Annotated in this window: 19 protein-coding genes; 7 read left to right on the forward strand and 12 right to left on the reverse strand. The window is 59.7% G+C overall.

From position 1 onward, the window contains the following. Nucleotides 1-1,320, forward strand: coding sequence for an LLM class flavin-dependent oxidoreductase (locus JFT81_RS25305; RefSeq protein ID WP_201229856.1), 1,320 nt, complete (start codon nucleotides 1-3; stop codon nucleotides 1,318-1,320). Between the two features lie 110 nt (nucleotides 1,321-1,430). Next, nucleotides 1,431-2,468 (forward strand): L-glyceraldehyde 3-phosphate reductase, encoded by a 1,038-nt coding sequence (mgrA, locus tag JFT81_RS25310; RefSeq protein WP_201229858.1) that lies wholly within the window; start codon nucleotides 1,431-1,433, stop codon nucleotides 2,466-2,468. A 212-nt stretch (nucleotides 2,469-2,680) separates the two neighbouring features. Here mgrA and tauD read toward each other — a convergent pair whose 3' ends face one another. The 7 genes from tauD to JFT81_RS25345 form a co-directional block, all read right to left on the reverse strand. Further along, nucleotides 2,681-3,523, reverse strand: a complete 843-nt coding sequence (gene tauD, locus JFT81_RS25315) for a taurine dioxygenase (protein ID WP_201229865.1) — start codon at nucleotides 3,521-3,523, stop codon at nucleotides 2,681-2,683. A gap of 144 nt (nucleotides 3,524-3,667) precedes the next feature. Then, nucleotides 3,668-4,507: a taurine ABC transporter permease TauC gene (gene tauC / locus JFT81_RS25320; protein WP_201229867.1), complete on the reverse strand. Its 840-nt coding sequence runs from the start codon at nucleotides 4,505-4,507 to the stop codon at nucleotides 3,668-3,670. Next, nucleotides 4,504-5,298 carry a taurine ABC transporter ATP-binding subunit gene (gene tauB, locus JFT81_RS25325; protein WP_201229869.1) on the reverse strand — a complete coding sequence of 265 codons (795 nt, stop codon included), beginning with the start codon at nucleotides 5,296-5,298 and terminating at the stop codon, nucleotides 4,504-4,506. The genes tauC and tauB overlap by 4 nt, the downstream gene beginning before the upstream one ends. Before the next feature lie 16 nt (nucleotides 5,299-5,314). Beyond that, on the reverse strand, nucleotides 5,315-6,292 hold the full coding sequence (gene tauA, locus JFT81_RS25330; protein ID WP_201229871.1) for a taurine ABC transporter substrate-binding protein: 978 nt from the start codon (nucleotides 6,290-6,292) through the stop codon (nucleotides 5,315-5,317). Nucleotides 6,293-6,594: 302 nt separating this feature from the next. Next, the gene (gshA, locus tag JFT81_RS25335; RefSeq protein ID WP_201229873.1) at nucleotides 6,595-8,178 is read right to left on the reverse strand and encodes a glutamate--cysteine ligase; all 1,584 of its coding nucleotides are present in this window, start codon (nucleotides 8,176-8,178) and stop codon (nucleotides 6,595-6,597) included. A gap of 213 nt (nucleotides 8,179-8,391) precedes the next feature. Next, nucleotides 8,392-8,775 carry a PaaI family thioesterase gene (locus JFT81_RS25340; RefSeq protein ID WP_007917925.1) on the reverse strand — a complete coding sequence of 128 codons (384 nt, stop codon included), beginning with the start codon at nucleotides 8,773-8,775 and terminating at the stop codon, nucleotides 8,392-8,394. After that, a complete protein-coding gene (locus JFT81_RS25345; RefSeq protein ID WP_201229875.1) occupies nucleotides 8,775-11,099 on the reverse strand; it encodes a Tex family protein in 2,325 nt (774 codons plus the stop codon). The genes JFT81_RS25340 and JFT81_RS25345 overlap by 1 nt, the downstream gene beginning before the upstream one ends. A gap of 360 nt (nucleotides 11,100-11,459) precedes the next feature. Here JFT81_RS25345 and ompR point away from each other — a divergent pair, with 360 nt between their 5' ends. Both ompR and JFT81_RS25355 read left to right on the forward strand, forming a co-directional pair. Next, nucleotides 11,460-12,200 (forward strand): two-component system response regulator OmpR, encoded by a 741-nt coding sequence (ompR, locus tag JFT81_RS25350; RefSeq protein WP_201149198.1) that lies wholly within the window; start codon nucleotides 11,460-11,462, stop codon nucleotides 12,198-12,200. A gap of 114 nt (nucleotides 12,201-12,314) precedes the next feature. Beyond that, nucleotides 12,315-13,628 carry an ATP-binding protein gene (locus JFT81_RS25355; protein WP_103304137.1) on the forward strand — a complete coding sequence of 438 codons (1,314 nt, stop codon included), beginning with the start codon at nucleotides 12,315-12,317 and terminating at the stop codon, nucleotides 13,626-13,628. A 128-nt stretch (nucleotides 13,629-13,756) separates the two neighbouring features. Here JFT81_RS25355 and rimK read toward each other — a convergent pair whose 3' ends face one another. Together rimK and JFT81_RS25365 are read right to left on the reverse strand one after the other, a co-directional pair. Then, nucleotides 13,757-14,662 carry a 30S ribosomal protein S6--L-glutamate ligase gene (gene rimK / locus JFT81_RS25360; protein WP_007952690.1) on the reverse strand — a complete coding sequence of 302 codons (906 nt, stop codon included), beginning with the start codon at nucleotides 14,660-14,662 and terminating at the stop codon, nucleotides 13,757-13,759. Next, on the reverse strand, nucleotides 14,659-15,120 hold the full coding sequence (locus tag JFT81_RS25365; RefSeq protein WP_171057267.1) for an ATP-dependent zinc protease: 462 nt from the start codon (nucleotides 15,118-15,120) through the stop codon (nucleotides 14,659-14,661). Before JFT81_RS25365 ends, rimK begins: the two co-directional genes overlap by 4 nt. A gap of 236 nt (nucleotides 15,121-15,356) precedes the next feature. On the opposite strand from JFT81_RS25365, the gene JFT81_RS25370 reads away from it, so the two are divergent. Then, nucleotides 15,357-15,764, forward strand: a complete 408-nt coding sequence (locus JFT81_RS25370) for an RNA-binding S4 domain-containing protein (protein WP_201229877.1) — start codon at nucleotides 15,357-15,359, stop codon at nucleotides 15,762-15,764. A 159-nt stretch (nucleotides 15,765-15,923) separates the two neighbouring features. Here the strand turns inward: JFT81_RS25370 and JFT81_RS25375 are convergent, their stop codons facing one another. Further along, nucleotides 15,924-16,724 carry a phosphatase PAP2 family protein gene (locus tag JFT81_RS25375; RefSeq protein ID WP_201229879.1) on the reverse strand — a complete coding sequence of 267 codons (801 nt, stop codon included), beginning with the start codon at nucleotides 16,722-16,724 and terminating at the stop codon, nucleotides 15,924-15,926. A gap of 105 nt (nucleotides 16,725-16,829) precedes the next feature. Here JFT81_RS25375 and hslO point away from each other — a divergent pair, with 105 nt between their 5' ends. Beyond that, nucleotides 16,830-17,732: an Hsp33 family molecular chaperone HslO gene (hslO, locus tag JFT81_RS25380; RefSeq protein ID WP_201149185.1), complete on the forward strand. Its 903-nt coding sequence runs from the start codon at nucleotides 16,830-16,832 to the stop codon at nucleotides 17,730-17,732. Between the two features lie 182 nt (nucleotides 17,733-17,914). Beyond that, on the forward strand, nucleotides 17,915-19,456 hold the full coding sequence (locus tag JFT81_RS25385) for a phosphoenolpyruvate carboxykinase (RefSeq protein ID WP_008080486.1): 1,542 nt from the start codon (nucleotides 17,915-17,917) through the stop codon (nucleotides 19,454-19,456). A gap of 162 nt (nucleotides 19,457-19,618) precedes the next feature. Here the strand turns inward: JFT81_RS25385 and JFT81_RS25390 are convergent, their stop codons facing one another. Both JFT81_RS25390 and JFT81_RS25395 read right to left on the reverse strand, forming a co-directional pair. Next, nucleotides 19,619-19,891, reverse strand: coding sequence for a type II toxin-antitoxin system RelE/ParE family toxin (locus JFT81_RS25390; RefSeq protein ID WP_201229880.1), 273 nt, complete (start codon nucleotides 19,889-19,891; stop codon nucleotides 19,619-19,621). Next, nucleotides 19,891-20,334: a hypothetical protein gene (locus tag JFT81_RS25395; RefSeq protein ID WP_201229882.1), complete on the reverse strand. Its 444-nt coding sequence runs from the start codon at nucleotides 20,332-20,334 to the stop codon at nucleotides 19,891-19,893. The genes JFT81_RS25390 and JFT81_RS25395 overlap by 1 nt, the downstream gene beginning before the upstream one ends. Nucleotides 20,335-20,417 lie beyond the last annotated feature (83 nt).

The raw sequence follows: 20,417 nt of genomic DNA on the forward strand, positions 1-20,417 counted from the left end.
ATGAGCAGACAGTTGAAACTCGGCGCGTTTCTTATGGCCACCGGGCACCATGTGGCGGCGTGGCGTCATCCTGACGTGCCTGCCAATGCCGGTCTGGATTTCGCCCATTACAAGCGGCTGGCGCAGATTGCCGAGGCGGCGAAATTCGATACGTTGTTCGTCGCTGACAGCGTCGCCGCGCCGACCCAGGACATCGCCAGCCGCATGGCGCGCTCCGATCACTTCGAACCGCTGACGTTGCTTTCGGCGCTCAGTGCCGTGACCGAACACATCGGCCTGATTGCCACGGCGACCACCAGTTACAACGAGCCGTACCACGTAGCGCGTAAATTCGCTTCGCTCGATCACCTGTCGGGTGGGCGTGCGGGATGGAATCTGGTGACCTCGGACAACGCTGCCGAGGCGCTGAATTTCGGTCGTGATGAACATATCGGCCACGCTGAGCGCTACAGCCGCGCCCGCGAGTTTCATCAGGTGGTGACCGGGCTTTGGGACAGTTGGGAGGACGATGCGTTTGTTCGCGACAAGGTCAGTGGCGCGTATTACGACCCTTCGAAACTGCATGTGCTGGATCACGTCGGCGAGCACTTTCAGGTCAAAGGCCCGCTGAACGTTGCGCGCTCACCGCAAGGGCAACCGGTGATCGTCCAGGCCGGCTCTTCCGAGACCGGGCGTGAATTGGCAGCGCAGACGGCTGAAGTAGTGTTCACCGCGCAGACCTCATTGGCCAACGCTCAGGCGTTCTACGCCGACCTCAAAGGACGCCTGCCCAAGTACGGCCGCAGTGCCGAGTCGCTGAAAATCATGCCCGGGGTTTTTGTGGTGGTCGGTCGCACTGAAGCCGAAGCACAGGAAAAATGTGAAACGTTTCAGCAATTAGTCGAACCCGAGGTTGGCGTCGCCTTGCTTGGGCGTATGCTGGGCAACTTCGACTTGTCGAAGTACCCGTTGGACGGGCCGTTGCCGGAGTTGCCGCTGACCGAAAGCGGCCAGCAGAGTCGGCAGAAATTGCTCACCGAACTGGCTGGCCGCGAGAACCTGACGCTGGCCGAACTGGGCCGCAGGATTGCCGGCGGGCGAGGGCATTACAGCCTGGTCGGTACGCCCGAGCAGATCGCTGATCGCTTGCAGGAATGGTTCGAACAGGGCGCAGCAGATGGTTTCAATGTGCTGGTGCCGCACCTGCCGGGCGGGCTCGAGGATTTCGCCAATGGCGTAGTCCCGGAACTGCAACGGCGCGGGTTGTTCAGAACCGAGTATGAGGGTCGGACGTTGCGCCAGAACCTTGGCCTGGCTCGCCCCGGCAACAGATTTGTATAGCACCCTTCGCGAGCAGGCTCGCTCCCACAGGGAAATGCATTCCAAAGGTGGGAGCGAGCCTGCTCGCGAAGCAGTCGACACCCATTTCAAGACAGACAAGAGAGGATTCGATGACTTACACCGCTGCCGAAAACCGCTACGACTCCATCCCTTACCGCCGCGTTGGCCGCAGCGGTCTGGTACTGCCAGCGCTGTCGCTGGGCCTGTGGCACAACTTCGGCGACAGCACGCCGATCGATACCCAGCGCGCCTTGCTGCGCACCGCGTTTGACCTGGGCATCAACCACTTCGACCTGGCCAACAACTACGGCCCGCCGTACGGCAGCGCCGAGATCAACTTCGGTCGCCTGCTGCGTGAAGATTTCAAGCAATACCGCGACGAACTGATCATCTCCAGCAAGGCCGGTTGGGACATGTGGCCAGGCCCATACGGCCAGGGCGGCGGTTCGCGTAAATACGTGCTGGCCAGCCTCGACCAGAGCCTGCAACGCCTCGGTCTCGACTACGTGGATATCTTCTATTCGCACCGCTTCGACCCGGATACCCCGCTGGAAGAAACCGCCAGCGCCCTCGCCACCGCCGTGCAGCAAGGCAAGGCGTTGTACATCGGTATCTCGTCGTATTCCGGGGTGAAAACCCGCGAAATCGCTGCGCTGCTGAAAGAGTGGAAAGTGCCGCTGTTGATCCATCAACCGGCGTACAACCTGCTCAATCGTTGGGTGGAAAAGGATCTGCTCGATACCACCGAAGAGCTCGGCACGGGCGTCATCGCGTTCACCCCGCTGGCGCAAGGCTTGCTCACCGACAAATACCTCAACGGCGTGCCGGCGGATGCGCGGGTCAACCGTCCGGGCGGAGGTTCGTTGCAGGCTTCGCATTTGTCCGAGTCCAACATCGCTCACGTGCGTGCTTTGAACGAGATCGCCAAACGCCGTGGCCAGAGCCTGGCGCAACTGGCACTGGCGTGGACCCTGCGTGATCCACGGGTGACCTCGGCACTGATCGGTGCGAGCCGGCCGGAGCAGATTATCGAGAACGTCGGGGCGTTGAAGAATCTGAGCTTCAGTGCGGAGGAACTGGCGGAGATTGACCGGTTTGCCCAAGAGGGCGGGATCAATCTTTGGGAGAAGCCTTCGACGGCGGAGTGATGACGATTGGGTTGGGTCAGCAAGATCCAACCCCCTCACCCCAGCCCTCTCCCCCAAGGGGGGCGAGGGGAAAGGGAGCCGATCTTCATGCCTTTCAAAGCTTGAGTTCAACCCGATATTTCAGGTCGATGTAGCTTGTACAAACACCTCGGTCAGTCCCCTCTCCCTCCGGGAGAGGGTTAGGGTGAGGGGCTTTTGGCTGTAAAAACGGCTCAACGAAAAAACGGCACATCCCCCAACACCGTCGCCCGCTGCATCACCCGCCGCGCCGGGCGGTAATCATCCACCGCGTAATGCTGCGTCACGCGGTTATCCCAGAACGCAATGTCGTCTTTCTGCCAGCGCCAGCGAATGGTGAATTCCGGCCGCGTCGCGTGAGCAAACAAAAACTTCAGAATCGCCTCGCTCTCGGTTTCCGACAGCTCATTGATCTTCGACGTGAAGCCTTCGTTGACGAACAACGAGCGCCGTCCACTGACCGGATGTGTACGAATCACCGGGTGCGACAGCGGTGGGTTCTTGCGCCGTGCTTCTTCCCACTGCGCCAGCGCTTCAGGCGTATTGCCGTAGCGTTCCAGCGGAAACGAGCGAGTGAAATCGTGAGTCGCCGTCAGCCCTTCGAGCAAGCTTTTCATCGGCGCCGACAATGCTTCATACGCCGCAATCCCGCTGGCCCACAAGGTGTCGCCACCAAACTCCGGCAGCAACTTGGCGCTGAGCACCGCGCCCATCGCAGGCGTCGGCAGGAAGGTGACGTCGGTGTGCCAGATCGCGTTGTCACGGACGTCGGTGACGGCGGTGTCGAGGATCAGCACTTCTGGCTGCTCCGGCAAGTTCGGGTAGATCGGATGGATGTGCAGGTCGCCGAAATACGCGGCGAAACGTGCTTGTTGTGACGGCTCGATTGGCTGATTGCGGAAGAACAGCACCTGATACTTGAGCAGCGCCTGTTCGATGGCGTCGCGGTGTTCCAGGCTCAATGGTTGGCTGATGTCGACGCCGCTGATCTGGGCGCCAAGGGCTGAGCTTAACGGGATGATGTTGAGGCTGCTCATGGTCTTTCTCTTGGAATTCGGGGTGTCGAGCTTTTGTGGGAGCGAGCCTGCTCGCGAATGCTGAGTGTCAGGCAACAGTGCAGTGACTGATCCGACGCTTTCGCGAGCAGGCTCGCTCCCACAGGTGTGTTCACAGGAAATGTGTCAGTGCGCCTGGCCGTGCCATGGCACCAGTTTGCGTTGCAGGGCGCGCAGGCCCATTTCCATGGCGAAGGCAATCAGGGCGATGACCAGAATCCCCAGCACCACCACGTCGGTGACCAGGAACTGCGCGGCCGATTGCACCATGAAGCCCAGGCCGCTGGTGGCAGCGATCAGTTCGGCGGCGACCAGCGTCGACCAGCCGACACCCAGGCCAATGCGCACGCCAGTCAAGATGTCCGGCAGGGCGCTCGGCAAAATCACATGACGAATGAGCTGTATGCGGGTCGCGCCCAACGACTGCGCCGCGCGCAATTTCGCTGGATCAACCGTGCGCACACCGGTAGCGGTAGCGATGGCAATCGGGGCGAAAATCGCCAGGTAGATCAGTAGCACTTTCGACAACTCGCCGATGCCGCACCAGATCACGATCAACGGCAGATAGGCCAGTGGCGGAATCGGCCGGTAGAACTCGATCAGCGGATCAAGGATGCCGCGAGCGATGCGGTTGGCGCCGATGGCAATACCCACCGGCACGGCGGTCAGAATCGCGAAGCCAAGACCCAGGCCGATGCGGCTCAGGCTCGCGCCCAAGTGCTGCCACAACGTCGAATCCATGTAGCCCGTGGTTGCCAGCAGCCAGCCTTTTTGCAGCACCGCCGATGGTGGCGGCAGGAACAACGGTTCGATCAAACCGCTGGCCGTGACAGCCCACCAGATTGCCAGCAAAGCGAATAGCGTCAGCAGGCTGATCCAGCGCGTGCTGAGGCTGCGGCGCACGGGAATGGCCACCGAAGCGGTGACGGGTTTTACTGCCGCCGAGGAAACGTCGTAGCTGCTCATGCGCGCTCCTGCCGCTGAACGGCACTGCGTTGTGAGAACACTTTGCTCAGCACGTGTTCGCGGGTTTCGATAAAGCGCGGGTCGGATTTGATCGCCCGTGCGGATTCGCCAGCGGCGTAGCGCTGACCGAAATCCAGATGCAGGCGCTCAACGATTTGTCCCGGATTCGGCGCGAGCAAAATCAGGTCAGTGGCGAGAAACACCGCTTCTTCAATGTCGTGGGTAATCAGGAAAACCGGCTTGGCGGTGCGTTGCCAGACTTGCAGCAACAGCTCCTGCATCTGTTCGCGGGTGAACGCATCGAGTGCGCCGAAGGGCTCGTCCATCAGCAATACGCGCGGGTCGGCGGCGAGGGCGCGGGCGAGGCCGACGCGTTGTTTCTGGCCACCGGAGAGTTGCCAGATACGGCGGCTTTCGAAGCCGGAAAGGTCAACCAGCGCGAGCATGTCGCGGGCGATCTTTTCGCGTTTGCCCTTGGCGACGCCGGCCAGTTCCAGACCGAACGCAACGTTGGCCAGCACGTCCTGCCAGGGCAGCAGGGCATCGTCCTGGAACACTACGCCACGCTCGGCGCTTGGGCCTTTGACCGGCACGCCGTCGAGGGTGATGCGCCCGGCGCTCGGTTCGACGAAACCGGCAATCAGGTTCAACAGCGAAGTCTTGCCACTGCCGGACGGGCCGAGGGCGACCAGCAATTGCTGAGGCCCCAGAGTCAGAGAAATATCCGCCAGCACCGGTTCCGGGCTGCCCGGGTACTGTGCGCTGATGCGCTCCAGCTGTAGCAAAGCCATCGCGGTTAACTCCCGATCAATTGGTGATGTATTTGGCGCTGACGTACGGTGCGTAGTCCGGCAGAACGGCTTCGACTTTGCCTTGCTCCTTGAGGAACGCGGCGGTGTCGGTGATGGCTTTGGTGGTCGGTGCGCCGAGGTCGCTGACCTGATCCGCCGCCAGTGGGTAGACGTTGCCTTGCAGCAGCAGTGGAATGTCGCTGGCCTTGGCGCCGGAGAGTTTCACCAGTTTGTCGACGTTGGATTGATCGGCGAGCCAGGCTTTCGGGTCTTTGCGGTAATCGGCGTAGGCATCGAGGGTGACCTTGGCGAACGCGGTGACGATTTCCGGGTGCTTCTCGGCGAAGTCTTTGCGCACGATCCACGCATCGAAGGTCGGCGCGCCAAACTTGGCCAGCTCACCGGAGGTGATCAGCACTTTGCCGTTTTCCTTGGCCACGCCGAGTGCCGGATCCCAAACGTAAGTGGCGTCGATATCACCGCGTTTCCACGCGGCGATGATCGCTGGCGGCGCGAGGTTGAGCACGGTGACTTTCGACGGATCGATGTTCCAGTGCTTCAGCGCCGCGAGCAGGCTGTAGTGACCGGTGGACACGAACGGCACGGCGATTTTCTTGCCGATCAGATCTTGCGGCGTCTTGATGCCAGAGCCGTCGCGGGCGACGAGTGCTTCGGCGGCGCCGATCTGGGTGGCGATGAGGAAAGTTTCGACCGGGACTTTGCGGGTGATCGCAGCGGTCAGCGGGCTCGAACCGAGGTAGCCGATCTGCACGTCGCCGGAGGCGATGGCGGCGATGATGTCGGCGCCGTTGTCGAACTTGCGCCAGGCGATATCGGCTTTGGTGGCTTTTTCGTAAGCGCCGTCGGCCTGGGCGACTTTCGCTGGGTCAACGGTGGTTTGATAGGCGACGGTGAGGTCGGCGGCCTGAGCCAGAAAACTCGCGGCAGCCAGGGAGGCTACGGCGAGCAGGCGAAGCGGGAAATTCAGTTTCATTGAAAAGCTCCATATCAGGCGACCGAGCGTCGGCGTGAAAGGAGACTAAATGATCTAAGAATCAGTAAATAAATAACTTTTTCGAATGAGCTTATGAGCGGAAAAATCTAAGCCTTAGGGGCAACTGGCGCTTTTGTGGCGAGGGGATTTATCCCCGTTCGGCTGCGCAGCAGCCGTAAGACCTTCCTGTGCGGTGTATTGGATAAATCGCGTATCTGGCTTTTGGGGCTGCTGCGCAGCCCAACGGGGATAAATCCCCTCGCCACAGGAACCTGTCAGCACACAATTTGTGTTCTGACAGATCAGTTACTGATCGCCAGAATGCTCGCCTGATACGACCCGACAAACACGTCGAAATCGCCCACTTCGTTCTGCTCCAGCTCAGCCTGAGCCGCCAGAGAAGTACGCGCCAACTCCTCGAATTTCGCCTGCTCATCTGCCGCCAGTGGCTCGCTACGGAAAAACTCGGCATGCGCCTGGCTCTGACGCAGCGAGAACTGCGCGAAGCTTTCCTTGTGCTCGGCCATCGCCGCCAACACCTGCGCCGAAGGCGTCAGCGACGGGTCGCGGACCTTGGCCAATTGTGCATCCAGCGCCTTGCTGTGCGCATCGCCGCCATGGCTCTGATCGAGCAGCGCGGCCAGCGGAGCGATTTGCTCCAGCAACTCGGCCGCCCAAGCCTTCATCTCGACCGGCTGACCATCACGCTGCAGTTGCAGACCCGGACGACGACCTTCTTTAACCACGCTGAGGAAGTTCGATGTGGCATTGCCGCACGACGTGTTGGTCAGCAGCGGGCTGTCGTTGAGTGCGCAAAACAGCAGGAATGCGTCGAGGAAGCGCGACTCGGTCAGGTCGATGCCCATCGGCAGGAACGGGTTGATGTCCAGGCAGCGCACTTCGACGTACTGAATGCCACGGGCCACCAACGCCTGAATCGGCCGCTCGCCGGTATAGGTCACGCGTTTCGGGCGGATGTTTGAGTAGTACTCGTTTTCGATCTGCAGGATGTTGGTGTTGAGCTGCACCCACTCGCCATCCTTGTGCGTGCCGACTTCGACGTACGGCGCGTAGGGCGTGGCCACGGCTTTGCGCAGGCTGTCGGTGTAACTCGCCAGATCGTTGTAGCACGGTGTCAGGCCAGCCTGGGCGTTGCTCTGGTAACCGAGGTCGCTCATGCGCAGGCTGGTCGCGTAAGGCAGGTACAGCGTGTCCGGATCGAGTTGTTCCAACTGATGCGAACGACCGCGCAGGAAACCCGCGTCCAGCGCCGGCGAAGCACCAAAGAGGTACATCAGCAGCCAGCTGTAGCGACGGAAATTACGGATCAGCGCGATGTAGGAGACCGACTGGTAATCGCGGTCAGTGCCGACAAAACCTTCGGCTTCCTTAAGCAACGGCCAGAGCTTTTCCGGCAGGGAAAAATTGTAGTGAATTCCGGCAATGCACTGCATGGTCTTGCCATAACGCAGGGCCAGGCCCTTGCGGTAGACGTACTTGAGCTGACCGATGTTGGAGGTGCCGTAATAGGCGATCGGGATATCTTCCTCGGCCGGCAACGGGCACGGCATCGATGGACTCCACAGGTACTCGTTGCCGAGTTTGCTGTAGGCAAAGCGGTGAATCTTGTCCAGGCTCGCCAGCGTATCCGCAGGATCCGGCAGGGCGGGCGTGATGAATTCCAGCAGCGACTCGGAGTAGTCGGTGGTGATTTGTTCGTTGGTCAGCGCGGAACCCAAGGCTTCGGGGTGCGGCGTTTGCGCCAGGCGACCTTCGCTGGTCACGCGCAGGCATTCACGTTCGATACCGTGCAGGCACTGCTCGAGCAGAGAGAGGTTAGCGCGCTCGCCGAGCAGAGCCAGGCGGCGGTTGAGAAGTTCGCTCAATTTGGATTCCTTCACGCGTCAGTCGCCCCAATATGGGGGTGGGCAGGACGGTCTACAAGGGTGAAGTTGAAACTGGCGTTATCGCCTGGTTTTTGAGCCATAACGGCCCGTGTCGATTGCCAACTTCACTCCTTGAATCTGGCTATTGCGCGCACGGAAAAGTTCGACGCCGCAGACGCAGCGCCGAAATTAACTCAAATTGATGACCAGTAGCTACAGGACAGCGAACGTGCCTTGCGCTTTTGCGACCAGTTTGTCGCCCTGCATCACGTCGGCTTCGACCACCAGCGTGCGCCGGCCCGGGTGGATTACCCGCGCCGTGCACAGCACCTCGCCGTCGGAAACGGCGCGGATATAGTTGATCTTGCACTCGATGGTCGCGCTCTGCTGATCGAAACCGTGGGTGCTGGAACAGGCCAGCCCCATGGCAATGTCGACCAGACTGAACAGCGCGCCACCGTGCAATTTGCCGCCGCGATTGCGCAGTTCGGGTTCCAGCACCAGGGCGACTTGCGCCACCCCGGTTTCCAGGCTGTGCAGGCGGCAGCCCAACAGCTTGAAAAACGCGCTCTCGACGAGCCCGGCCGGAATCTCCATCAGCGTTTCTTCAACTGCTTGGCGTTGGCGAATAGCGAAGCCATCGCATTGTTCACCGGCGCGGCGGTGGCGGTTTCCTTGCGTGGCGTGGTGTTCGAAGGCTGGCGTTGCGCCGAGCCCGGACGCGAGCCACGGGCGCCGTCGATTTTCTCGCCCGGGGTGTCGCCCATGCGCATCGACAGGCCAACGCGTTTGCGCGGAATGTCGACTTCCATGACCTTCACTTTCACCACATCACCAGCCTTCACCGCTTCACGCGGATCCTTGATGAACTTCTCCGACAGCGCCGAGATGTGCACCAGACCGTCCTGATGCACGCCGATGTCGACGAATGCGCCGAACGCAGTCACGTTGGTCACAACGCCTTCGAGGATCATCCCCAGTTGCAGGTCTTTGAGGTCTTCGACGCCTTCCTGGAACTCGGCAGTCTTGAACTCCGGACGCGGGTCGCGGCCCGGTTTTTCCAGCTCCTGGATAATGTCGGTCACGGTCGGCAGACCGAAGGTCTCGTCGGTGAACTTCTTCGGATCCAGACGCTTGAGGAAACTTGCATCACCGATCAGTGAGCGGATGTCGCGGTCGGTTTCAGCGGCAATGCGCTGCACCAGCGGATAGGCCTCCGGGTGAACCGCCGAGGAATCCAGCGGGTTGTCGCCGTTCATCACACGCAAGAAACCGGCGGCCTGTTCGAAGGTTTTCTCGCCCAGACGCGCGACTTTCTTCAGTGCTGCACGGGTTTTGAAGGCACCGTGTTCGTCGCGGTGCGCCACGATGTTTTGCGCCAGTGTCGCGTTGAGGCCGGAGATGCGTGCCAGCAGCGCCACCGAAGCGGTGTTCACATCAACGCCGACGGCGTTCACGCAGTCCTCGACCACAGCATCCAGGCCACGCGCCAGTTTCAGCTGCGAAACGTCGTGCTGGTACTGGCCGACACCGATGGATTTCGGGTCGATCTTCACCAGTTCAGCCAGTGGATCCTGCAAACGACGAGCGATGGACACGGCGCCACGGATCGACACGTCCAGATCCGGGAATTCCTTGGCCGCCAGTTCCGATGCCGAGTACACCGAAGCACCGGCCTCGGAGACCATGACCTTGGTCATCTTCATCGCTGGATATTTTTTGATCAGCTCGATCGCCAGTTTGTCGGTCTCGCGGCTGGCGGTGCCGTTGCCGATGGCGATCAGGTCAACCGAGTGCTTGGCGCACAGGGCGGCCAGAATGGCGATGGTCTGATCCCACTTGTTGTGCGGCACGTGCGGGTAGACCGTGGCGTGATCGAGCATCTTGCCAGTCGAATCGACCACGGCCACTTTGCAGCCGGTTCGCAGGCCCGGGTCGAGGCCCAGGGTCGCGCGGGGGCCGGCCGGCGCGGCCAGCAGCAGGTCGTGCAGGTTGTGCGCGAAAACGTTGATCGCTTCGGTTTCGGCACCGTCACGCAGTTCACCGAGCAGGTCGGTTTCCAGGTGCGTGTAGAGCTTGACCTTCCAGGTCCAGCGCACCACTTCGCCGAGCCATTTGTCGGCTGGGCGGTTCTGGTTCTGGATATTGAATTGCTGGCCGATCATGCCCTCGCACGGGTGCATGGTGCCTGGCAGTTCGTCGCCGACTTTCAGCGCAGAGCTGAGGATGCCTTCGTTGCGGCCACGGAAAATCGCCAGCGCGCGGTGCGACGGCATGCTTTTCAGCGGTTCGTCGTGTTCGAAGTAATCGCGGAACTTGGCGCCTTCCTCTTCCTTGCCAGCGATCACGCGGGCACTGAGGGTGGCTTCCTGTTTCAGGTAGCTACGCAGTTTTTCCAGCAGGCTGGCGTCTTCAGCGAAGCGTTCCATGAGGATGTATTTGGCGCCTTCGAGGGCTGCCTTGACATCGGCCACGCCTTTTTCGGCGTCGACGAAGCGAGCGGCTTCGGTTTCCGGGGCCAGGTTCGGGTCGTTGAACAGACCGTCCGCGAGGTCGCCGAGGCCGGCTTCCAGGGCAATCTGGCCCTTGGTGCGGCGCTTTTGCTTGTACGGCAGGTACAAGTCTTCGAGACGGGTTTTGGTATCGGCGAGCTTGATATCGCGCTCAAGGGCAGGGGTGAGTTTGCCCTGCTCTTCGATGCTGGCGAGGATGCTGATACGCCGTTCGTCGAGTTCTCGCAGGTAGCGCAGACGCTCTTCCAGATGACGCAACTGCGTGTCATCGAGGCTGCCAGTGACTTCTTTCCGGTAACGGGCGATGAAGGGAACGGTAGACCCTTCATCGAGTAGCGCGACGGCCGCTTCGACCTGTTGTGGGCGTACGCCGAGTTCCTCGGCGATGCGGCTGTTGATGCTGTCCATAAAACCACCTGACATATTGTGAAAGCAGGCTCGCAGGCACGGAAATAAAGGCCCGGAGTCTGGTTGAGCGGCATGAAGATGGCCGCTGCCTGGGTCAAGAGGCAGCCCATTGACCCGTGAAATCGAACAATTACTGCGGTTGCCATGAAAATAAATGGCTGCCACCTGCGGTAACGATTCAGACGTTGCCTGGCACAAAACGCCGCGCATTATAACCAGCGTTCTGTCATTCGGGGGCGTTGCAGTCTGTAGGCATAAACCCCGGTTTTATGGCAGTGAAGGAAAAATCTGCTAACAATGCACACGGTGCGTATAACGGCAGCTACGCCATAATGCGCGCCGAGCTAAAAGGAGCATCTAATGAGCAGCACTGCAAACAATGCTGAAGGCGAAAAAATTCTTATTGTTGATGACGATCCGGGCCTCAGCAGCCTGCTGGAACGGTTCTTCGTCAGCAAGGGCTATCGCGCCCGTACTGTCCCGAACACCGAGCAGATGGATCGTCTGTTGTCGCGTGAAGTTTTCAATCTGGTCGTTCTCGACCTGATGCTGCCTGGCGAGGACGGTTTGACCGCCTGCCGCCGTTTGCGGGCTGCAAATAACCAGATTCCGATCATCATGCTCACCGCCAAGGGCGATGAGATGAGCCGCATCAAGGGCCTTGAACTGGGCGCCGACGATTATCTGGCCAAGCCGTTCAACCCGGACGAGCTGATGGCCCGGGTCAAAGCGGTGCTGCGTCGTCAGGCCGCACCCGTGCCGGGTGCACCGGGCAGCGAAGACGAGAACGTCACCTTCGGTGATTACGTGTTGTCGCTGGCCACTCGCGAACTGAAGCGCGGCGACGAAGTGCACATGCTCACCACCGGTGAGTTTGCGGTACTCAAGGCCTTAGTGATGAACGCGCGTCAGCCATTGACCCGCGACAAGCTGATGAACCTGGCCCGTGGCCGCGAGTGGGATGCCCTCGAGCGTTCCATCGACGTACAGATCTCGCGTCTGCGCCGGATGATCGAGCCTGATCCGTCCAAGCCGCGCTACATCCAGACTGTCTGGGGCGTGGGCTACGTGTTCGTACCGGATGGCGCCGCCACCAAGTGATCGGCGATTTGTAGGAGCGGGTCTGCTGGGTGCTGGTCGAATGGCCATGCCCGCAGACTCGCAATCCGCAATATGCGAGCATTGCTCGCTCCTGCAAGTGTGTAGCGGTTATTGATGAAAACCCCCGTCTGGTTCCCCCAAAGTTTTTTCTCCCGCACCCTCTGGCTGGTGCTCATCGTCGTGCTGTTTTCCAAGGCGCTGACCCTGGTTTATCTGTTGATGAACGAGGACGTGCTGGTGGACCGCCAATACAGCCACGGCGTCGCCCTGACGCTGCGTGCCTATTGGGCCGCCGACGAAGAAAACCGCGCGAAGATCGCTGATGCCGCGACTCTGATCCGGGTAGTGGGCGCCGGTGTGCCGGAAGGTGAACAGCATTGGCCGTACAGCGAAATCTACCAACGGCAAATGCAGGCGGAGCTCGGTGCCGACACCGAAGTGCGATTACGCATGCACTCGCCACCGGCGCTGTGGGTGCGTGCGCCGAGCCTGGGTGATGGCTGGTTGAAGGTTCCGCTGTATCCACATCCGTTGCGCGGCCAGAAGATCTGGAACGTGCTCGGCTGGTTCCTGGCGATTGGTTTGCTGTCGACGGCGTCGGCGTGGATTTTCGTCAGTCAGCTCAACCAACCCTTGAAACGTCTGGTCTATGCCGCCCGGCAACTCGGTCAGGGCCGCAGCGTGCGCTTGCCGATCAGCGACACGCCAAGCGAAATGACCGAGGTTTATCGCGCCTTCAACCAGATGGCAGAAGATGTCGAACAAGCTGGGCGCGAGCGCGAGCTGATGCTGGCCGGGGTTTCCCATGACTTGCGTACTCCGTTGACTCGCTTGCGCCTGTCGCTGGAATTGATGGGTGACCGCAACGACCTGACCGACGACATGGTGCGTGACATCGAAGACATGGACGCGATTCTCGACCAGTTCCTCGCGTTCATTCGCGATGGTCGTGATGAGTCGGTGGAAGAGGTCGATCTGAGTGATCTGGTGCGTGAGGTGGCAGCACCGTACAACCAGAATGAAGAGAAAGTCCGTCTGCGTCTGGAACCGATCCAACCGTTTCCGCTGCGTCGGGTGTCGATGAAGCGTCTGTTGAACAACCTGATTGGCAACGCCTTGAACCACGCTGGCAGCAGTGTGGAAGTCGCCGCCTATGTGTCCGGCGACGTCAGTGCACCGTATGTGGTGCTGAGCGTTATGGACCGTGGCGCGGGGATTGATCCCTCTGAACTTGAGGCGATCTTTAACCCGTTTACCCGAGGGGATCGGGCGCGGGGCGGCAAGGGCACAGGGTTGGGGCTGGCGATTGTGAAGCGGATTGCTTCGATGCATGGCGGCAATGTTGAGTTGCGTAACCGCTCCGGTGGTGGACTGGAGGCGCGGGTGCGCTTGCCGCTGGGGTTGATGCTGCCACGGGATGCCGTTTAGAGATCGGTTTTTGCAGCGCGGCTGATGGCCTCTTCGCGAGCAGGCTCGCTCCCACATTTGAATGCATTACCCTGTGGGAGCGAGCCTGCTCGCGAAGGCGGCCTATCAGTCGCCAGATCTCTAACGGATTAGCCTTTGCCTTTGGTGCGAGTCATGTTCGGCCCGCCATTCTTCTCAAGATGCTCGATGATGATCCCCGCCACATTCTTGCCGGTGGTGGTTTCGATCCCTTCCAGTCCCGGCGACGAGTTCACTTCCATCACCAGCGGCCCATGATTGGAACGCAGGATATCCACACCCGCCACCGACAACCCCATGACCTTTGCCGCACGCAACGCAGTCATGCGTTCTTCCGGCGTAATCTTGATCAGGCTGGCACTGCCGCCTCGATGCAGATTGGAGCGGAACTCACCCGGTTTGGCCTGACGCTTCATCGCCGCGATCACTTTGTCGCCGACCACGAAGCAACGAATGTCGGCGCCGCCAGCTTCCTTGATGTATTCCTGAACCATGATGTTCTGCTTCAGGCCCATGAATGCCTCGATCACCGACTCCGCCGCCGTCGCGGTTTCGCACAGCACCACGCCGATACCCTGGGTGCCTTCCAGTACCTTGATCACCAGCGGCGCGCCGTTGACCATGTCGATCAGGTCGGGAATATCATCCGGCGAGTGGGCGAATCCGGTCACCGGCAAACCGATGCCGCGCCGCGACAGCAATTGCAATGAACGCAGTTTGTCCCGCGAGCGGGCAATGGCTACCGACTCGTTGAGCGGGAAAACCCCCATCATTTCGAACTGGCGCAACACCGCGCAACCATAAAACGTCACCGACGCACCGATGCGCGGAATCACCGCATCGAAGCCTTCCAGTGGCTTGCCGCGATAGTGGATCTGCGGCTTGTGGCTGGCGATGTTCATATAGGCGCGCAACGTGTCGATCACTACCATTTCATGCCCGCGCTCGGTTCCGGCTTCGACCAGACGGCGGGTGGAATACAGACGCGGGTTCCGCGACAGCACAGCGATCTTCATGCAACACCTGTGGAGGAGGTAGATACCGGGAACACCGGCTTGTCTTGTACATATTTAATGCCCGGGTTGACCACCAACTGGCCATCGATCAGGGCTTTGGAACCGAGCAGCAGGCGATAACGCATGGATTTGCGGCAGGCGAGAGTGAACTCGACCGGCCACACCCGATCACCGAGGGCCAGGGTGGTGCTGATCACGTAGCGCACCTGGGCATGGCCGTTCGAGCTTTTGATGGTTTTGCGCGTGACCAGCGGTGCTTCGCAGCGCCGATGACGCAACTGCACCACCGTGCCCAGGTGCGCTGTGAAACGCACCCACTTCTCACCGTCACGTTCGAACGGCTCGATGTCGGTGGCATGCAGGCTGGAGGTGCTGGCGCCGGTGTCGATCTTCGCCCGCAGGCCCGCGACTCCCAAATCCGGGAGCGCCACCCACTCGCGCAGACCGACAACGGTCAAATGGTCAAATGTCTTCAAAAAAATGCTCAACCGTGACAACCGCTTCAGCCCGCACGGGGCCGGATTCGCGGTATTCACGCAGAATAAGGGTTAAAAGGCGACAGATTTCTACAGCCCGGATTTCCGGCCTCGCAAGCAGGCGTCGGAACGCGCGCATTGTAATCCGGGACGGGGTCATTCATGACATGACTGAAACGGTAGTACAGTTCATCAATATTTCAGAATGAGGAAATGCCATGGCACAAAAAAGCGACGAGGACGACAAGGTCCGCCTCGACAAGTGGCTATGGGCAGCGCGTTTTTACAAAACCCGCGCCTTGGCCAAAGCCGCCATCGAGAGTGGCAAGGTGCATTGTCGGGGCGAGCGCTGCAAGCCTGGCAAAGAGCCACGCATTGGCGATGAGTTCGAGATTCGTATGGGGTTCGAAGTGCGCACCGTGAAGGTCGAGGCGTTATCGGTTGTCCGTCGAGGCGCACCTGAGGCGCAGACCTTGTATGCGGAGACCGAAGTGAGTATTGCCAAGCGTGAAGCGGCTGCGGCGATGCGCAAGGCGGGTGCACTGGGCATGAGCACCGACGGCAAGCCGAGCAAAAAGCAGCGGCGGGATTTGTTCAAGTTTCGTGGCAGCAGCCACGACGAGTAAAGACTGTATTTTTGTGTTGCTTGTGCTGATGCCATCGCGGGCAAGCCCGCTCCCACAGGTTTCTCAGGCGTTCACATGATTTGTGTTCGCTGAAAATCATTGTGGGAGCGTGGCTTGCCCGCGATCGAGTGCGCAGCACTCGCCATGGACGACGCGGAATCAGGCGCTACGCACCACACTCATCCGCGAAACCACCGGCAATTTGCCCAGCAACGCGAAAATCGGCGCGGTCACCTTCAGCCAGAAGTTCGCGGCGTGATAGGCAAACGGTGTGTAATAACCCCAGCCCAACGCCCACACCGCCAGCAGCACACCACCGATGTAATCGTCCTGGCCCCAATGCGCCCCCGCGACCAAACGCGGCAGCATGAACAACACCGCCAGTCCCCAAACGCTCAGAAACTGCCCAATCGTACGACTGAACACGCCCATGAACAGCGCCCAGATCAACAATACCGAAGCGTGGTCACCCGGAAAACTCTGGCTCGAGCGATCTTTAATTTCCCAGGTCTTTTCCAGATTCGGGAAGTAATCACTGATGTGCACCGCGCCTTCCAGCACCATCGACGGACTGCTGTGTTGCCAATCCATATAGTCGGCGAACTTGGAAAACAGCGCGCGAATCACCACCATCAACAGCAGGATCGACAGAAAACTGAAAAAAGCCCGGCGCACGTCGATCGCCTTGAACACCCAGTCGCCCTTGATCAGCAGCGTCAGCAGAATCAGCCCGACGACGATGTCGAACGGCCGCATACTTGCAATTGCCCAGATGTGGAGCCATATCGGGTTGCTGGCCAGTGGTGCATTGAGCGAGCGAAACAGCCACTCGTCGAAAATCACACACAGTGCGTTGCCCGTAGGCCATAACCAGAAAGCCAGTAGCGCTAATGGCACTACGTTGCACAGAACCAGCCGGCCGAGGTTCCACCTTGATTGGAACAAACCCGGATTGTTCATAAAATGCCTCCAATGGCTGAACAGTCAGCACCAAAAAATGTGCCGAGAAGCGCAAATTTTCACGGTTTGTAACCATTTTGTCACCACATTCAGATACCCAGACCTATGACCGACCTACCGGATACCGATTTCACCCAACGCTTCATCTTCGATGACAGCGACACCCGCGGCGAACTGGTGGCGCTTGAGCGCAGCTACGCCGAAGTCCTCGCCAAGCACCCGTACCCGGAGCCGGTGGCGCAATTGCTGGGCGAACTGATGGCGGCCGCCTCGTTGCTGGTGGGCACCCTCAAGTTCGACGGCTTGCTGATTCTGCAGGCGCGCTCCGAAGGACCGATTCCGATGCTGATGATCGAGTGCTCCAGCGAGCGCGATATCCGTGGCCTGGCGCGTTATCACGCCGAGCAGATCGCGCCGGACGCGACCCTCGCCGACCTGATGCCGAACGGCGTTCTGGCGTTGACTGTCGACCCGACTGTCGGCCAGCGCTATCAGGGCATCGTCGACCTCGACGGCGAAACCCTGTCCGATTGCTTCACCAACTACTTCGTCATGTCGCAACAGGTTGGCACCCGCTTCAAGCTGTTTGCCGACGGCCGTCGTGCTCGTGGCCTGCTGCTGCAACAACTGCCGGCTGACCGTCTGAAAGATGAAGAAGATCGCGCCGCCAGCTGGCAGCACATCACCGCGCTGGCCACCACCCTGACCGCCGATGAATTGCTCAGCCTGGACAACGAAACCGTGCTGCATCGCCTCTACCACGAAGAGCAGGTGCGTCTGTTCGATGTGCAGAACCTGCGCTTCCGTTGCAGCTGCTCGCGGGATCGCTCGGGCAATGCGCTGGTCAGTCTGGGGCTGGAAGACGCGCAAGCATTGGTCGCCGAACAGGGTGGCACCGTCGAGATCGATTGCCAGTTTTGCAACGAGCGTTATCTGTTCGACGCAGCCGATATTGCTCAATTGTTCGCTGGCGCAGGTGTCGACACGCCGTCAGATACCCGGCACTAAAACGGTTCAGCGCAGGTAAATTCACTGCGTAACGACGGAATATCGCCGTTACGACGGGAGGACCCTACTCTTTTTGGGCGTTTCTGGCATAATCCGGCCCACTTTTTGTCGCGGTAGTAGTGCACGACTTTCTACTACAAAACGTTTGGAGCACACTCGGCCACTGGCCGACGGGGAATCTCATGACGCAAGCCAATAACGCCGTGTACACCGATCTGAGTGTCGATGATCTGGTAAAAGAAGCCTTGAATCGCGGTGAGGGCGAGCTTGCCGATACCGGCGCTCTGGTTGTTCGCACCGGTCACCGCACCGGTCGTTCGCCTGTTGACCGTTTCATCGTTGAAGAGCCTTCCACCCAGGCCGCTATCGCCTGGGGCCCGATCAACCGCAAGTTCCCGGCCGACAAGTTCGATGCCCTGTGGGCTCGCGTCGAGGCATTCAACAACGCGCAAGAGCACTTTGTTTCCCACGTGCATGTAGGCGCGGCTGAAGATCACTACCTGGCCGTGAAAATGACCACTCAGACTGCCTGGCAGAATCTGTTCGGTCGTTGCCTGTTCATCAACCCGGCCCAGTACAACCCGGCTGGCCGTGAAGAATGGCAAGTGCTCAACGTCGCCAACTTCGAGTGCGTGCCTGAGCGTGACGGCACCAACTCCGACGGTTGCGTGATCCTCAACTTCGCCCAGAAGAAAGTGCTGATCGCCGGCATGCGTTACGCCGGTGAAATGAAGAAAGCCATGTTCTCCGTGCAGAACTTCCTGCTGCCGGCCGCTGACGTGCTGCCAATGCACTGCGCAGCCAACATCGGCGAAGAAGGCGACGTGACCCTGTTCTTCGGTCTGTCGGGCACCGGTAAAACCACCCTGTCGGCTGATGAAAGCCGTTACCTGATCGGTGACGACGAACACGGCTGGGGCGAAGGCGTTGTCTTCAACATCGAAGGCGGTTGCTACGCCAAGTGCATCGACTTGTCCGAGAAGAACGAGCCGGTTATCTGGAAAGCCATCAAGCACGGCGCTGTGCTGGAAAACGTCGTCATCGACGACGCCAAGCACGCCGACTACGCCGATGTCAGCCTGACCCAGAACAGCCGCGCCGCTTACCCGCTGGAGCACGTTGCCAAGCGTTCCGAGCAGAACCTGGGCGGCGAGCCAAACGCTGTAATCTTCCTGACCTGCGACCTGACCGGCGTACTGCCGCCAGTGTCGATCCTCAACGAAGAACAAGCGGCCTACCACTTCCTGTCCGGCTACACCGCCCTGGTGGGCTCGACTGAAATGGGTTCGGGTAGCGGCATCAAGTCGACCTTCTCCACCTGCTTCGGCGCACCGTTCTTCCCGCGTCCGGCTGGCGAATACGCAGAGCTGCTGATCAAGCGCATCCGCGGTTTCGGTTCGAAGGTTTACCTGGTCAACACCGGCTGGACCGGCGGTGGCTACGGCGTCGGCAAACGCTTCAACATCCCGACCACCCGCGCGGTGATCGCAGCGATCCAGAGCGGCGCGCTGATCGGTGCTGCCACCGAACATCTCGACACCATCAACCTCGACGTGCCTCTGGCCGTACCGGGCGTTGAAACCAACCTGCTCAACCCACGCAACACCTGGGCTGACAAGGCTGCGTACGACGAGGCTGCCAAGGCACTGGCCGGTCTGTTCATCGAGAACTTCAAGAAGTTCGAAGTGAGCGACGCGATCAAGGCTGCTGGGCCGAAGTTGTAAGATTGGTTTGTTGTGAATGAAAAAGCCGTCCTTTGGGGCGGCTTTTTTGTGGGTGAAGATTTAGTGGGTGGTACAGCTAAACTGCCATTATTCCAACAGTATTGCGGCTAATTAGCGAAAATAATGTCACTTAAGGAATCGCGAAATTCCGATTCTCGGTCATCACGGCCATTGCTGCCGGGCATGCATTATTCGCAGAACTTGCACGCAATCATCTTTAATCATGTAGACGATGATGTAATTGGAGGCTGCGACGATTTCTCGTGTGCCCTCAACTTTGCCTTTTCTGTACAAGGTCGGGCGCTGTCGGGCGACTTCCCCTTTTGATTCGAATATCTCGTCGAGATCGGCAGCTGCAACAGGGTTGTCCCGACTAATTCGATCCATTATTCGGTCTCGGTCGTCATGCGCCTCAGGGCGCCAGACCAACCTCATCAGCGCGCTCGTTTACGGAGAGCATCGCGTTTGGCAGCAAATATTCGGCGGCTGTCTTCATCGCTGATGCTCGGCCTTGGGTCATCAATGCTGAGTTGCACCTGTCGCTTGAACCATTCCTCATAAGCGGCCGCCTCGTGGGCGTGTTTCATTGCTTCGGCACGATCAGGCCGAGCGTAGGTTTTCAATTGCTGGGGGTCGTAACTGGAGGCGTCTACATTGAAGTGGCTGATACCCAATCCTTGCAAATAGGTCACCAGCGTTTCAAGCCGCTTGAACAGACGTACCTGACCACTACGCTGCGCTGCCAGCGAGCATTCTTTTCTTCCCTGCGAAATTTGAATCGACCAGCCGCCCGGTTGGGCGACGATATTCGTGCTGCTGACGGATCCGTTTTCAATCAATCGAGCAAGGGTGCTGTGATCGATAGTTTCAGTGGTCATGAAGGTGAGCCCTTGATTGAACAGTGGCTCACATCGTACGCAATCAATAGTAGTTTGCAAATTTCAACTCCTGCTTTGGACAT

The organism is Pseudomonas sp. TH43, from assembly GCF_016650635.1.
In the GTDB taxonomy this organism is placed as follows: Bacteria; Pseudomonadota; Gammaproteobacteria; order Pseudomonadales; family Pseudomonadaceae; genus Aquipseudomonas.